The 14,583-nt window shown below is 30.3% G+C and carries 15 protein-coding genes; all 15 read right to left on the bottom strand.

Annotated elements, in window-relative coordinates; all coding sequences use genetic code 11:
• Positions 1–25 precede the first annotated feature (25 nt).
• Entirely contained in the window at positions 26–547 is a 522-nt protein-coding gene (locus KGF39_RS17575; RefSeq protein WP_227823278.1) for a M20/M25/M40 family metallo-hydrolase, read from the bottom strand.
• 172 nt (positions 548–719) lie between these two features.
• Positions 720–1,463, bottom strand: coding sequence for a glutamine amidotransferase (locus KGF39_RS17570; protein WP_227823277.1), 744 nt, complete (start codon positions 1,461–1,463; stop codon positions 720–722).
• A 19-nt stretch (positions 1,464–1,482) separates the two neighbouring features.
• The gene (locus tag KGF39_RS17565; protein ID WP_227823276.1) at positions 1,483–2,745 is read right to left on the bottom strand and encodes a M20 family metallopeptidase; all 1,263 of its coding nucleotides are present in this window, start codon (positions 2,743–2,745) and stop codon (positions 1,483–1,485) included.
• 147 nt (positions 2,746–2,892) lie between these two features.
• Positions 2,893–3,891 (bottom strand): ABC transporter permease subunit, encoded by a 999-nt coding sequence (locus tag KGF39_RS17560; RefSeq protein WP_227823275.1) that lies wholly within the window; start codon positions 3,889–3,891, stop codon positions 2,893–2,895.
• On the bottom strand, positions 3,875–5,386 hold the full coding sequence (locus KGF39_RS17555) for a sugar ABC transporter ATP-binding protein (RefSeq protein ID WP_227823274.1): 1,512 nt from the start codon (positions 5,384–5,386) through the stop codon (positions 3,875–3,877). The genes KGF39_RS17560 and KGF39_RS17555 overlap by 17 nt, the downstream gene beginning before the upstream one ends.
• 52 nt (positions 5,387–5,438) lie before the next feature.
• On the bottom strand, positions 5,439–6,401 hold the full coding sequence (locus KGF39_RS17550; RefSeq protein WP_107594917.1) for a substrate-binding domain-containing protein: 963 nt from the start codon (positions 6,399–6,401) through the stop codon (positions 5,439–5,441).
• A 39-nt stretch (positions 6,402–6,440) separates the two neighbouring features.
• Complete coding sequence (rbsK, locus tag KGF39_RS17545; RefSeq protein ID WP_227823273.1) at positions 6,441–7,343, bottom strand: ribokinase; 903 nt, start codon at positions 7,341–7,343, stop codon at positions 6,441–6,443.
• A gap of 41 nt (positions 7,344–7,384) precedes the next feature.
• On the bottom strand, positions 7,385–8,407 hold the full coding sequence (locus KGF39_RS17540) for a LacI family DNA-binding transcriptional regulator (protein WP_227823280.1): 1,023 nt from the start codon (positions 8,405–8,407) through the stop codon (positions 7,385–7,387).
• A 219-nt stretch (positions 8,408–8,626) separates the two neighbouring features.
• Positions 8,627–9,604 carry a biotin synthase BioB gene (gene bioB / locus KGF39_RS17535; RefSeq protein ID WP_227823272.1) on the bottom strand — a complete coding sequence of 326 codons (978 nt, stop codon included), beginning with the start codon at positions 9,602–9,604 and terminating at the stop codon, positions 8,627–8,629.
• Positions 9,605–9,812: 208 nt separating this feature from the next.
• On the bottom strand, positions 9,813–10,076 hold the full coding sequence (locus KGF39_RS17530) for a hypothetical protein (RefSeq protein WP_054272303.1): 264 nt from the start codon (positions 10,074–10,076) through the stop codon (positions 9,813–9,815).
• Between the two features lie 69 nt (positions 10,077–10,145).
• On the bottom strand, positions 10,146–11,219 hold the full coding sequence (locus KGF39_RS17525) for a DUF362 domain-containing protein (protein WP_227823271.1): 1,074 nt from the start codon (positions 11,217–11,219) through the stop codon (positions 10,146–10,148).
• Between the two features lie 259 nt (positions 11,220–11,478).
• Positions 11,479–12,237: an ABC transporter permease gene (locus tag KGF39_RS17520; protein WP_227823270.1), complete on the bottom strand. Its 759-nt coding sequence runs from the start codon at positions 12,235–12,237 to the stop codon at positions 11,479–11,481.
• Positions 12,234–13,154, bottom strand: a complete 921-nt coding sequence (locus KGF39_RS17515; protein WP_413927036.1) for an ATP-binding cassette domain-containing protein — start codon at positions 13,152–13,154, stop codon at positions 12,234–12,236. The genes KGF39_RS17520 and KGF39_RS17515 overlap by 4 nt, the downstream gene beginning before the upstream one ends.
• Positions 13,151–13,351 carry a PLD nuclease N-terminal domain-containing protein gene (locus KGF39_RS17510; protein ID WP_054272300.1) on the bottom strand — a complete coding sequence of 67 codons (201 nt, stop codon included), beginning with the start codon at positions 13,349–13,351 and terminating at the stop codon, positions 13,151–13,153. Before KGF39_RS17510 ends, KGF39_RS17515 begins: the two co-directional genes overlap by 4 nt.
• 4 nt (positions 13,352–13,355) lie before the next feature.
• Positions 13,356–14,450, bottom strand: a complete 1,095-nt coding sequence (locus KGF39_RS17505) for a helix-turn-helix domain-containing protein (protein ID WP_227823269.1) — start codon at positions 14,448–14,450, stop codon at positions 13,356–13,358.
• Positions 14,451–14,583 lie beyond the last annotated feature (133 nt).

Here is a 14,583-nt window from a genome sequence, read left to right as displayed (position 1 = left end):
AGTCACGAGTGTGCGTAGCTATTTTTTAATCAAATGGATGCCAACTAAAAGCACAATCAATTCCATCAAAAAAACCTTTTTTTATCATCAATACCTTTCCTGATAAATCCTCCTCTGCTGGACACCCATAGTATTTTATGGTTCCTTTCAACTTTTTTAGTTTGATTAATTCCTTTACTGCAATTACAGCCCCCATTGAGCCTGTACCAAGTAAGTTATGTCCACATCCATGACCTGCACCGCCATCTGAAATTGGTTCTTTGGTAATGGATACTTTTTGAGATAAACCATCTAAAGCATCATATTCTCCTAAAACTGCTATAACTGGTTTACCTTCTCCATAACTAGCCACAAATGCTGTATCCATACCCTCTAATTCATCTATACTAAAATCATGTTTTTTTAAATATTCCTTTTGTAAGTTTGAAGCATAATATTCTTTATATTGAAGTTCTGGATTTTTCCATATTTTATCTGATATATCTCTTAACTCTTCCTGTATCCCATCTATATATTCAATTAAGAACTTTTTATTTAAATCACTCATATTAATTGTATAAACCTCCCTATTTCTAATAACTTATCAATTATTAACCAAAATAACTGATTTTAACTGATTTAAAAATATTTTCTACTGTACAGCCATTTTATACAATAAAACCTCTTGACTTGTAAGTTTCATTTTATCAAGTAAGAGGTTTTCAAGTTTTATAAAATTTTTAGCATGTTAACCAATCAAGCATATTGACCCATAATTTATTATAGTATTTCCAATCAGTAAATTCTTTTGGACCCCAATGAGGTGCACAATCAGAACTAAAGATAGCAGATTTTCCTTTTCCAAACTCACCAACAGCTACAAATGGGTCTCCTCCAATAGTTGCTAAAACAGGGCAATTATCTCTAGCAACTGTTTTGTTATATCCTAAAAATTTTGGCCATTCTGTTGGTATATCTTTTAATACTGGATGTTCAGAGTCAACAACTTCTGGAATTATACCTGCTGGTTTTTCAACTCTATCATCTTTATCTATCATTGTTATTGGTAATACATCTTTAATAGCAGTTTCTCCAAATCTAGCTTTTGCATCTATACCTGTAAATGACATGTATCCACCTACCATGATTAATGCCCCACCATTATTTACGTACTCTTTGATTAGTTCAAGTCTATCTGGATTACTATTACAATCTATAAAAGTACTATTAGATAATAAAAACGTATTAGAACCTATATCAGATAATATTATACAATCATATTCATTTAACTCCTCTAATTTATATGGGAAGCTATCTGCTGCTACATGTGCAGGCATATGAACTGTCTCATATCCTCCAGATTCTATTGCTTCTTTTATCCACTTTACAGCTTCTTCATAGTGAGTTGTAACAAATGTATCAAATCCCTTTATATGAGTTATATTTTTTACCCACGATTCCCCTACTATTAATACTTTTTTCATTTATATATTCCTCCTACTTTTATAAGTTTAATATTAGACTTGCATACATAAGTATACTATCTAGATACTCCTTAATTTCAACATATTCATCAATTGAATGACATTGTTCTATTGAACCTGGTCCTAATATAATTGTTGGTATTTCAGCTAAATTTTTCATCAATCTTGCATCATTCCCAGCTGTCGAACCTTTTATTTCTAATTTTTTCCCTAGAGTTTCTTCCAATATTTTATGTGCATTCACTACAAAATCAGAATCCTTGTCCATCTCAAAACCTAACCCTGATTGATATATGCTTATATTTGGCTTATTATCTTTAAGCCACAAATCTCCATTAGCTCTTGTCATTATGACATTGGTTACGTCATTTACAACTTGTTCATAACTCATTATATTTGGCAAGAAGTGTACACATAAATTAAATACACACTTATCTGGCACAGTAGAACCTGCTGTTCCACCATTTATTACACCTAAATTTATTGTAGGTGAAGGTAATAGTGGATGCTTATATATCATAAGCCAGTTATGTTCTAACTCTTTTATATCTTGAAGCAATAACATAGCCTTCTCTATTGCATTTACGCCCTCCCACTTACTACCACAGTGAAGAGACACACCTTTAACTTCAACTTCAAAGAATACAAATCCCATATGTGCAACTATTAAATTCTGCTCTGATGGTTCACAAATTATACAGTAATCTCCATCAATGCCATTCATAACTGCATTTATTGTACCATTTCCCCCACCTTCTTCATCTACTACTGACATTACTTTTACGTTACCAGGTACATTTAGACCACTATCTTTTATAAGCTTTACAGCTAATATGGATGCTATAAGCCCAGATTTCATATCCGCAGTTCCAAGACCATAAAGCTTACCATTATCTTCTGTACCACAATATGGATTATATCTCCACTTACTTATATCACCGGGTGGCATAGTGTCTACATGACCATTAAATACAATTGTCTTACCAAGTAAACCATCACTATACTTACAAATTAAATTATATCTATCCTCATAATTGTGACCTAGATTTCCTTCTTTATATATACCTTTTGCTTTTTTAATTAGTTCTTCACTCATTTCTTGTCTATTTACACTAAAACCTATGTCATTTGCAAGTTTTTCAATATATTCTTGTCCCTCTTTTTCAAATCCACCTAGTATTCCATGACCAATATCTTCAGTCTTTATACTTACAAGTTCTTTTAAATAATCTATGTATTCTTGTTTTCTACTATTTAATGTATCTAAGAGAATTTTTTTCATATTTCCTCCTAAGATTTATTTTCAATTTAAGATTTCAAGGCTAATGTACTCTATTTGAATCATAATAAACCTTTTACTTAACATATTTTCATTTAGCATATACAAAATTTTAGTAATCTTTATAAATTATCAGCTAAAATTTAACTACTATTTAGATTTGGCTGATTTTTTTAATTTTATATTATTTATCCATATAGCAAATAACATTACCAATCCTTTTATAATCATTTGATTGTATGAAGATACACTTAATAGGTTTAGTCCATTTCCTAATATTCCTATTATTCCAACACCTATACATGTACCTACTATAGAACCAGAACCACCCATCATATTAGTCCCACCAAGCACAACTGCTGCTATAGCATCTAATTCTGCTCCATCTCCAACAGTTGGTGAACCTGATGCCAAACGTGATGATAGTATTATCCCGGCTAGTGCTGTTAGTAGCCCAGCTAGTGCATATACTTTTACTATAACTTTATTTACTTTTACTCCACATAATCTAGCAGCCTCTTCATTTCCACCTACTGCATGTACATGACGTCCAAAATTAGTTCTTTTTAATAGAAAATGTCCTGCTATTACAACTATAATCATAATTATAACTGGTATTGGTATTGGTCCAACATATCCTCTACCTAACATCTTAAATGTGTCTGTATTTACTGATATAGGTCTTCCTCCTGTAAATACAAAGCTTGCCCCACTTATTATTGTCAACATGGCTAAAGTCACAATGAATGGTGGTAGTTTTTGTGTTGAAATAATTGCACCTTTTATGACTCCTAATATCGTTCCAATTGCCAATGCAAGTATCATACCTACCCATATAGGTGCATTATAGTTTACTACTGTTGTAGCCCAAAATGTACCTACTAGAGCAATTACTGCACCTACACTTAAATCTATTCCTCCTGTAATTATTACAAATGTCATACCCACTGCAAGAATTGCATTTATAGATATTTGTCTTCCAACGTTAATTAAATTATCTAAAGTTAAAAAATTAGATGAAGCTACACTCATTATTATAAAAATTATTACAAGCCCTACAGCTGCACTCCCTTGGTCTCTAAATGCACTTGTTAATTTTGTTAATAATGGAGAGGATTTGTCTTCTTTGTGCTTAGTTATTGAACTCATTAATTTTACCTCCGAAAGCCAATTTTAATACATTATTTTCAACCATTTCTTCACCTTCTAAAAATCCACTTATATGACCTTCCCTCATAACCATTATCCTGTCACTCATTGATATTAATTCTGGTATTTCAGAAGATATCATTATGATACTTACTCCACTCTCTACTAAATCTCCCATTAGATTGTATATCTCTGCCTTAGCATTTACATCTATGCCTCTAGTTGGCTCGTCCATAATTAATATGTCTGGTTGTAACAAAAGCCATCTTGCTATTATAGCTTTTTGTTGGTTTCCACCACTTAAGCTCTGTATGACTTGATTCATATGAGGTGTTTTTATCTTTAAAGCTTCTATGTATTTTTCCAAAACCTCTTTTTCCTTTTTTCTGTCTATAACTGATTTAAACTTAGATACCTTTTTTAGCCCAGCCATAGTTGTGTTTTCCTTGACACTCATTTGTAAAAATAATCCAGTACCTTTTCTATCTTCTGTTATTAGTCCTAGTCCATTTTTAATTGCATCTGATGGAGTTTTAAACTTTATTTCTTTATTGTTTAAATATATTTTCCCAGAATCATATGTTCTAAGTCCAAATATAGCTTCTACTATTTCACTTCTCTTGCTTCCAACTAGTCCACCTATTCCAAATATCTCGCCTTTTCTTATGTTAAAGCTTATATCATTAAAAACATTGTTCTTAGTTAGATTTTCCACTCTCATAATTTCTTCTTTTATTTCTACTTTTCTTTTCGGAAAAAATTGGTCTAGCTTTCTATCTATCATTAAATTAACTAATTCTTCCTCAGATGATACATCTTTTGTATTTAAAGTCGAAATCGTTTTCCCATCTCGCATTATAGTTATTCTGTCGCAAATTTCAAAGAGTTCCTCCATCCTATGGGAGATATATATTATACTGACTCCACTCTCTTTTAAATCCCTTATAAGTCTAAAAAGTATTTCAGTCTCTTTTTTGCTTATTGAAGATGTAGGCTCATCCATTATTAAGACCTTAGTTTCTGATGATAAAACTCTTGCTATTTCTACCATTTGTTTTTGAGCTATACTAAGTTCTTTGACTAGACTATTTGGATTTATATCTATTCCCATATTATCGAAAATCTTTTTAGCATCTTCATTCATTTTTTTATCATTAGTTAAGACTTTGCCACTTATCTCTTTTCCCATAAAAATATTTTGTGATACTGTCAACTCATCAAATACTGTTAATTCTTGATATATAGCATTTATACCTATCTTTTTAGAAACATCTGGTGATATATTCTCTATTTCTTTGCCTTCAAAAATGAATTTACCAGAAGTTTTAGCATGAGCACCAGTTAAAATCTTTATCATTGTTGATTTACCAGCACCATTTTCACCCAGTAGTGCATGAACCTCGCCATGAAATAACTCAAAATTGACATTATCTAATGCTCTGACACCAGGAAATTCTTTAGCAATATTACTTAACTTCAGAATTGTATTACTCATAATGACACTCCTTTTAAATAGGATTTCTTTCAAATAATCTCATTTTATTTTGCTAATTTTTAAAGTCCTTTATATTTTCTTTATCATAAAGTAAAGCTGGCACTGGTATATTTTTTTCTACCTTTTCACCTTTTATAGCTTTTACTACTGCTTCTACAGCTAAGCGTCCCATTTCTTTAGGTTGTTGTTGAATCATAGCAAGAATAGTTCCATCTGTTATTCCACTTGCTGCTTCTTCAGTTAAGTCAAATCCTACAATCTTAACATCCTTATTCTTTGCAGATTCAAGTGCAGCTTTAGCTCCTAATACACTATTTTCAGCTGTTGCATATATTATATCTACATCTGGATTAGATTGAATTAAGTTTTCTACTGTGTTAAGAGATTCTTCTCTATCATATCCTGGTTGAGAATTTAATATTTTAACATTTGCTGAACCTTTTAATGCATCTTTAAATCCATCTATTCTTTGCATTTGTATTTGAGATTTTAAATCTGTTACTATTGCTATTTCTGACTTTCCGCCTAGTTTTTCATCTATGTACTTTTTAGTATATTCCCCTAACTTTTTACCAGCATCATAACTAACTGTTCCTACATAACTTGTAATATTTTCAGTATTTAATACAGCATCTACTGTAACTACTGGCATTTTTTCAAATGCTCCTTCTACTGCTGGTACTATAGCTGAATTATCTGTTCCAAGCACTATCATTCCATCCACATTTTGTTGTATAAAATCTTCTATTGCTGATGTTTGCTTAGCTACATCTTGGTCTGGGTCATTTACTATAACTTTCACACCTAGTTCTTTAGCTTTTTCTTTTATTCCCTCATCAATGTCTATAAAAAATTGATGTTGGAGAGTTATTGTAGATACTCCTATAGTTAAATCTTTCTTGTCTGAACCACCTTTATTATCTGATTTACTTGGCCCTTCCATTGAACATCCTGTTAACATTCCTATTGCTAGTATTCCAGCAATTCCTAAAGATAAAATTTTTCTCACTCTCATAATTAACCTCCATTTTTAATAGTTTTAAATTTGAACAAATTAGATTTCTATATTATTAATATTTAAATATTTTTCAACATCTTCTTTATAAGGCATACCAGATTGTGCACCTAGTTTTGTTACAGAAAGACCTGATACTACTACTGCATATTCTACTGCTGTATATAGATTTTTACCTTCTGTTATAGCCACTGATAATGCTCCATTAAATGTATCTCCTGCACCTGTAGTGTCTTGAACATCAACACTTATACAAGATATATGCTTAATTTCTTTACCATCATAAAATCTAGCTCCATTTTTTCCTTCTGTTATCACAAGTTTATTTGGATATTTTTTTAATACTTCCTCTATCCCTTCATCTGTGTCAAAAACTATTTTATATTCATGTTCATTTGGTGTTAAGTAAGTTACTTTTTCTATTATATCTTCATCTAATTTTATTGCTGGTGCTGGATTTAGCAGAACCTTAATCTTATTTTCAAAGCAGAAATTTACTACGTAATTTATTGTTTTTAATGGAATCTCTAATTGTAGTAGTACTATATCTGCATTCTTTATCTCTTCTTCATTCTTTTTAATTAACTCTATATCTACTAATTCATTCGTTCCTGGTACAACAACAATACTATTATCATTTTCACATAATGTTATAACAGCAACACCAGAACTTTTGTGCTTATTTCTGGATACTAGGCTATAATCAACTTTATTGGTTCTGAAATTTCTTATTAACTCCTCTCCTAAGCTATCTTCCCCTATGCATGATATCATTTTTACATTCGCTCCTAGCTTAGATGCTGAAACTGCTTGGTTAGCACCTTTTCCTCCAGGTGACGTAAAAAAACTATTCCCTAGTACTGTTTCTCCTTTTTCTGGTCTTTTGTCTACAGAACATACCATGTCCATGTTTACACTTCCTATGACAACTATGTTTCCCATTACATTACTCCTTTACATATCTATTTATGTCTTTCATGCTGTTATTCATTTTCTTTTGTTGAATCTCTTATGACTAATTCTGGTTTGAAAATCAATTCATCAAACGATTCTTTTTTATCTCCTCTTAAACAATTTATCAATATTTCACTGGCTTTGTATCCTATATCATAAGAGGGTTGTCTTACTGTTGTAAGAGAAGGGCTTATTAAACTAGATGTTTGAATATCATCAAATCCCACAACACTTACATCATTTGGTATATTTAATCCTCTTTCTTTAAGACCTCTTATAACACCTATTGCAATTAAATCATTTGCACAAAATATTGCATCAAAATCTATCTTTTCTAATTTTTTTATAAATTCTTGTCCCCATTCAATCTTATACTTTCCTTCAAATACATAATCAGGATTGTAGCTTAAATTACACTCGATTAGAGCCTTTTTATATCCTTCTAATCTATCTATTGCTATTTCATTTTGAAGTGGACCACTTAGGTATATTATTTTCTTATTTCCAATATCTAATAAATATTTTGTAGCTATATAGGCTCCTTCAAAGTTATTTATTTTAACTATTCCTTTTAAAGTTTCTTTGTTCATGCTTATCTTCTTATCAATCAACACAGTTGGCATTTTTATATCTTTATAATTTGCTTCTTTCCAGTTTGTATTTGAAGAGGCTGCAAATATAATTCCATCTATCATCCTCTCTGATAGTGTTCTTATTCCTTCATATTCTTTTTTAGCATCTTCATCTGTATTACATAAAATTATATTGTAGCCTTCTTCATTAGCTTTATCTTCTACACCCCTTGATACATCTGTAAAGAATGGATTTCGTATATCTGGTATAAGAAGCCCTATAGTATTAGTTTTTTTAGTTACTAAACTTTGTGCTAATTTATTTGGTACATAATTTTTTTCTTTCATTATTTTTATAATTTTTTCTCTTGTTGCCTTACTTATATTTTCATCTTTATTATTAATGACTTTTGACACAGTTGTTTTAGAAACACCAGCCAATTCGCCAATTTCTTTTATAGTTATACTCAAGCAGTTCACCCCCATAGTTTAGGAAACCGTTTTACTTAACCGGTTACCTAGATACTATCACATCTTTTTTTCCTTTGCAACTATTTTATGTAAATTTTGATATTTTTCCCTTTTTTCAAAATATTGCAATTTTTAATTCAAATTTAATATTTAAATTAATCGGCAAAAAAAAATTAATATACTTTTATAGTTATTTAAAAGTATATTAATTAATTTAAGTAATCTTTATTAAAGTTCAAATCCTTGTTCTATAATCATTTTTTTATCATTTTCAATCCCATTTCCCACAGTCGTTAAATAATCACCAACAATTGCAGAATTTACGCCTCCGTTAAATCCAACTTTGTCATATCCCTTTAATGATAGCCTTCCTCCAGCATATCTTATATATACATTAGGGATTATAAACCTAAACACTGCTGTTGTTTTTAGTATCTCCATTGGTTCTAATACATCATAATTTTCCATTGGTGTATTCTTAATGGGATTTAAAATGTTTATTGGAAATGACTTTACATTTAATTCTCGTATTTCAAAAGCCATTTTTAGTCTCTGTTCTTCACTCTCATTCATTCCAATTATTCCACCTACACATACATCTAGCCCAGCTTTTTTAGCCTCTTCAATTGTTTTTATCCTATCTTTATAAGTATGTGTCGTACATATACTATCAAAATTATCTCTAGACGTCTCAACATTGTGATGATACGTAGTCACACCTGCTGATTTTAACATTTTAGCTTGCTCATAGTCTATAATACCTAAAGATGCACATAATTTTAAACTAGTATTTTCCCTCAATCCTTCATAGATATTTAAAATGTCATTAAACTCCTTTCCTGACATACCTTTACCACTTGTAACCAATGAGAATCTATGTACTCCTTTACTCTCCATCTCTTTAGCTCTATTTAAGATTTCATTATAATCTAGCAATGAATATTCCTCTACACCAGTTTTATAATGAGATGACTGTGCACAAAATTTACAGTCTTCACTACATTTGCCAGACTTAGCATTCATTATCGTACATAAATCTGCTTTTCTTCCCATAAAATACTCTCTTATTTCATTTGCAGATTTTAATAGAATATCAAAATCATTTTTATTATTTGTATCAAGACTTATTAAATTAAGAGCTTCTTCATAAATTATTTCTTTTCCACCCAAAACTTTATTTTTTAACTTTATTATGTATTTTTCCATATACCCTCCTGTTTGTCAACCCAGCTTTTCTATATAGTTTACTTATTATATATAGTATTACATATATAACATCTATTGGTCAACTTTACTTTAGATATAAGTTTACTATTTATTCAAAAAAAATACTGCTTTAAAATAGTATTAGTATAATAGATTATACATATTATTATTAAAACAGTATTTTTATTAAAATATAATTCTTATTAATTTACAAAACTATCCTTGTCTTAACTCCATCCAAGCTTTCCATTGTGATAACCTCTAAGCCTTCATACTCTCTAAATAACCATTTTAAATCCTTCATAGCTTGATTAACCTGATTTTTTGTTAGATTATTTATAAAATATTCTTTTCTAGTTTCTTCATATTCTTTGCTAGTCAAAAAATTTCTTAGAAAATTAAATGCAAATACACTTGGAATATTGTTTACATTAGCCTTCTTGCTGTTTTCCTTTTCATAGTAAATTTTCATAAATGCATACTCCTTTGATACTTTTAAATTTCTCTTACAATAATTATATGCATTTAAGTGCTACTATTCTTATAATTTTATTAATTCATATTCTTTACTTCCCATTCCCATTTCACATGCATAGTCTATTATTCTAGTTCCATTTACATGAGGATGTTCATGTTTGAACACATCATGACCCATTTCCTTACAAATCAAATCATAACATGCTTGTTCAATAGCTACAGGGTCTGTTGATGCTAATATTCCTATATCATGGGCAATTGGTCTACCTGACCAAGGTACACAATCACAAAGTGGAGTTACATTCATAACAAAAGTTATATATCCTACCTTGTCTTTTTTATTTGATACTGCTCCATAAGCGTATTCTGCCATCTTTTCGACAAACACATCTGAGTCACTTTCCCATTGTATAGTTACTGCTCTAGTTGGACAGACAGTTGGACATTCTCCACATCCATAACATACATTAGAATCTATAACTGCTTTCTTATCCACTATACTTATAGCCTTTGTAGGGCAAGAATTAACGCATTTTCCACATCCTATACACTTCTTCTCATTTACCCCTGGAGTAACATCAGAATGTTGCATTTGCTTTCCTGCTGCACTTGCACATCCCATAGCTAAGTTTTTCAATGCTCCTCCAAAACCGGCTGCTTCATGACCTTTAAAATGACTCATTACTATCATTGCAGAAGAATTATAGATTTCTCCACCTATTTTTACACTCTCAAAATGTTTTTTATTTATTTGCACGTTTTCATAATTTCTACTATACAACCCATCTGCAATTATTACTGGTGCATTTACCACTGCATAAGCAAAGCCATTTTCTATAGCAGTTGTAAGATGGTCTACAGAATTGGTTCTGCTCCCTGTATATAATGTATTTGTATCTGTTAAAAATGGCTTTCCTTCGCAATCTTTAACCTTATCAACCACTTGTCTAACTGCCACAGGACTCATATATGTAGTATTTCCCTTTTCTCCAAAGTGAAGTTTAATTGCGACTTGGTCATTCTTTTCTATTAAATCCTTGAATCCTGCTGTATCAAATAATCTTCTTACATTGTTTGGTACGTTTTTATTTTGCGAATTTGAGTATAAATCACAAAAATATACTTTTGACTTTTCCATATCTACACCCCTTTAAAATATTTACTTATAATAATTTTATCACTTTTAAAGTAATTTTTAGTATATTTTACCACAATTAAATATTATTATCTTTATTTGATACAAATAATATTATTTGTGTTATTTTCTATACTTAATTCTATATATTAAACTACACCTAAAAATCAAAAAAGACTTGAAACTTAAGTCCAAGTCTTTTTGATTTTTAGGTATAGTTTTTAACAATACAAGATTACTTTACCTTATGATAAAAGTATTATTAAACTGGTTTTTTATTAAATAACATAACAGCTGCTAGTAAACACACTATAGAAATAAAAACTGTTATAATAACTGGAATAATAAATTCTGGTATTGCCACTTTACCTGAAATCAAGTCTATATTTTTTGACATCAAGAAATTAGGAGTATAAGGTGCAATCTGTTTAGGAATAGAAATTAAACTCAAGAAAAGAGTTGCCACCAATACAAGTAAAACACTGGCAAATGCTGGTCTAAATAGTACACACCCAAGAATTAATACACTAATATACATAATTCCTATAAGCCATAAATTAAATGCTGAAAATATAATATGATGAGTATTTGCAGTTGGCCAAAAATACATTGTATAGCCATAAGCAAATAAAAAGCTCAACCAAAAACCAATTGTCATAATAATCGCCGTAACAGAAAATTTAGACAATACTATAGATGAACGTGATAAACCTTTAGTCAGCATAATAACAAGTGTTCCTTTAGAATATTCATTTGATAAAATATTACAAAAAATAATTAAAGTTAAACTCATACCAAGACCAGAGATATTGCTAAAAAATTGTGTCCAAGAATCTAAAGCAGTTGGTGCAGCAGTAACTTTTAAAGTCGGTGCAAAATGAGCAATCAAGTCTGGCATAAATTTTGCAGAAATAGGACTACTTATACCAAATATTAGAAATAAAATAATCAAACTAAATAATTTATAATTTCTTAAGTTCTCCTTAAATTCTTTTTTTGTAAATGCTATATATTCTCTCACTTTACTACCTCCAAAAATAAATTTTCAAGTGATAATACGATTAATTCCATCTTTAAAGGACAAAGATTTATTTCTGCAAGTGTAGATATAACTGTTTGTTGTATTGATTTTATATCTTCACCATGCAAAACAATTCCCATATTAGTTTCTTCTGAATCTTTAAGTAGGGATTTAATACCATCACTAGACTTAAACTTTTGAATTTCATCATTACTTGAAAACTCCAATAAAAGTCTATCCTTTCCGTGCATACTTTTTATTTCTGAAAGTGTACCACTAAGAGCAATGCTTCCTTTGTTTAATATAGCAACATGGTCACAAATTCTTTCAACATCTGATAATATATGTGTTGAGAATATTACAGTTGTTGAGTCTTTGATTTTAAGCATAATATCTAGTATTTCTTTTCGACCAACAGGGTCAAGTGCACTTGTTGGTTCATCACAAATAAGTAATTTGGGACGTGAAAGCAAAGCTTGAGCTATACCAAGTCGTTGCTTCATTCCACGAGAAAATCCTCCTATTCGTTTCTTTTCATTCCCAAGACCTACAAGTGACAATAATTCTTCACTTCTTATCTTTATATCTTTTTTTGAAAGACCTGTAATTTCTCCACAAAGAGAAAGATATTCAAGTGGCTTCATATAATTATAAAACTCTGGCACATCTGGCAGATACCCTACATGGCGATTAGAGCTTGTTCTTCCATAAGTTACTTTCTCACCACAAACACTTATTGTTCCACTATCTGCTTCAAGTAGCCCCAGTACCATTTTCATTGTTGTAGTCTTTCCTGCACCATTTTGACCCACAAATCCAAAGACTGAACCCTCTGGTACAGTGAAATTTAAATTATCAATTATCTTTTTGTTTCCAAAACTTTTTGATAACCCTTCTATTTCAACAACATTCATCATTCCTCACCTCTTCCTATTGCAAAATATAAAATTGGACCTATTATACTGATAAACAACACTACAATAATCCATATTGCCTTATTTCCAATTTTATAATGTGGATGTCTCAATACATGAACAAGTGCAGTAATTATAAGTATTAAATCTAAAATAATAACAGGAATCAAAAGTGGTAAATATTCCATCAAATTTTCCATAATCTTATTCCTCCAATAAAGATAATTTTTCTATAAGAAATTTGTATTCTTTGTTTTCACTTAATACAGAAAACATTGGATTATTTTTAATAGCAGCAACAATACCCGCTTTTACGATTGTATCATCACGTGTAATACCTGTTCCAAATTCAGAAATCCATCTGTCAAGTTTATTAAAAAAGTCATCACTGTGTATTATAATTGGATATATATCACGTGTTGCCAAATCTACATATTTTCGTAATGATTTAATAGCTCCCTCATTATTCCCATGTATTAAATTGATTTGTGCCTGTGTTAAATATACAGAAAGCATAATAGCAGGAGATAATGTATCAAGGTCAAAGATATCTGAAATTGCTAGAATACGTCTTTCTATTTCCTTCATTTGTAATTTATCTGCATTTTGCAAAATACCCACTAGATTTTGAACTAGTGATATAAGATTCTGATATGCGCCAAGTTGAAATGTTTCTCTTGCTTCATCAATTTGACCATTCATCATTTGCCCCTGTGCAAGAAGTATAACTTCATTTATCATGGGGAAATTGCTATCTTGCAATAAATCAATCACCTGTATGGGTTGATTTAACAATATATAACAAGTTGCCTCCATACTTTTTGCTTGACGGCAAATATCTATGTCATTACAAGTTTCCTGTATACGAATAAATATTTCTAATGCTTCACTAATTAATAGTTCACGCTTTTTTTCATCTACAATATCATAGTGATTAACTATTAAAAGACCCATCCGAAAAATCAAAGGAAAACATGAATAGTATTTTTTTATGATTTCTCTTATTTCAGCCATGACTTCATCAAATGGTTTAACCGTAAAGTCTTTACACAGTCTATTGTACAGTTTATTAATATCTTCCTTCATCATTTGAGGCTCATAGCATATTAACTCATCAACTGTAATGTTGAAATATGTCGCGAGTTGCGGTAAAAAAGTTATGTCAGGATAGCTTTGTCCAGTTTCCCATTTAGATACAGAAGCTTTAGAAACTCCTATATAATTTGCAAGTTCATCTTGTGTAATTCCTTTTTCTTTACGCTTTAAAATCAGCGTTTTTGCGATGTTTAATTCATTCATGTCAATCCCTCCTTATGTATAATTATATCCTTAAAGGTGTAAAACTAACAAGCGATTTGAAGTTGACTTTTGACGAAAAAATCAACCACAGAGAAACAATTGGGGCTGTCGCAGGAGCAAATTAAATTTGTTC

It is taken from the genome of Clostridioides sp. ZZV14-6345 (assembly GCF_020657775.1).
GTDB lineage: Bacteria > Bacillota > Clostridia > Peptostreptococcales > Peptostreptococcaceae > Clostridioides > Clostridioides difficile_D.
Note: the sequence above shows the minus strand (reverse complement) of the source record. Positions and strands in the feature narration are given on the sequence as shown.

What these genes read in the sequence shown, in the direction of transcription:
- KGF39_RS17530 (WP_054272303.1), bottom strand. Translation starts at nt 10,076, where the DNA reads ATGAAAATTTACTATGAAAAGGAAAACAGCAAGAAGGCTAATGTAAAC.
- KGF39_RS17555 (WP_227823274.1), bottom strand. Translation starts at nt 5,386, where the DNA reads ATGAGTAATACAATTCTGAAGTTAAGTAATATTGCTAAAGAATTTCCT.
- KGF39_RS17525 (WP_227823271.1), bottom strand. Translation starts at nt 11,219, where the DNA reads ATGGAAAAGTCAAAAGTATATTTTTGTGATTTATACTCAAATTCGCAA.
- KGF39_RS17550 (WP_107594917.1), bottom strand. Translation starts at nt 6,401, where the DNA reads ATGAGAGTGAGAAAAATTTTATCTTTAGGAATTGCTGGAATACTAGCA.
- bioB (WP_227823272.1), bottom strand. Translation starts at nt 9,604, where the DNA reads ATGGAAAAATACATAATAAAGTTAAAAAATAAAGTTTTGGGTGGAAAA.
- KGF39_RS17560 (WP_227823275.1), bottom strand. Translation starts at nt 3,891, where the DNA reads ATGAGTTCAATAACTAAGCACAAAGAAGACAAATCCTCTCCATTATTA.
- KGF39_RS17575 (WP_227823278.1), bottom strand. Translation starts at nt 547, where the DNA reads ATGAGTGATTTAAATAAAAAGTTCTTAATTGAATATATAGATGGGATA.
- KGF39_RS17515 (WP_413927036.1), bottom strand. Translation starts at nt 13,154, where the DNA reads ATGATGAATGTTGTTGAAATAGAAGGGTTATCAAAAAGTTTTGGAAAC.
- rbsK (WP_227823273.1), bottom strand. Translation starts at nt 7,343, where the DNA reads ATGGGAAACATAGTTGTCATAGGAAGTGTAAACATGGACATGGTATGT.
- KGF39_RS17570 (WP_227823277.1), bottom strand. Translation starts at nt 1,463, where the DNA reads ATGAAAAAAGTATTAATAGTAGGGGAATCGTGGGTAAAAAATATAACT.
- KGF39_RS17510 (WP_054272300.1), bottom strand. Translation starts at nt 13,351, where the DNA reads ATGGAAAATTTGATGGAATATTTACCACTTTTGATTCCTGTTATTATT.
- KGF39_RS17565 (WP_227823276.1), bottom strand. Translation starts at nt 2,745, where the DNA reads ATGAAAAAAATTCTCTTAGATACATTAAATAGTAGAAAACAAGAATAC.
- KGF39_RS17505 (WP_227823269.1), bottom strand. Translation starts at nt 14,450, where the DNA reads ATGAATGAATTAAACATCGCAAAAACGCTGATTTTAAAGCGTAAAGAA.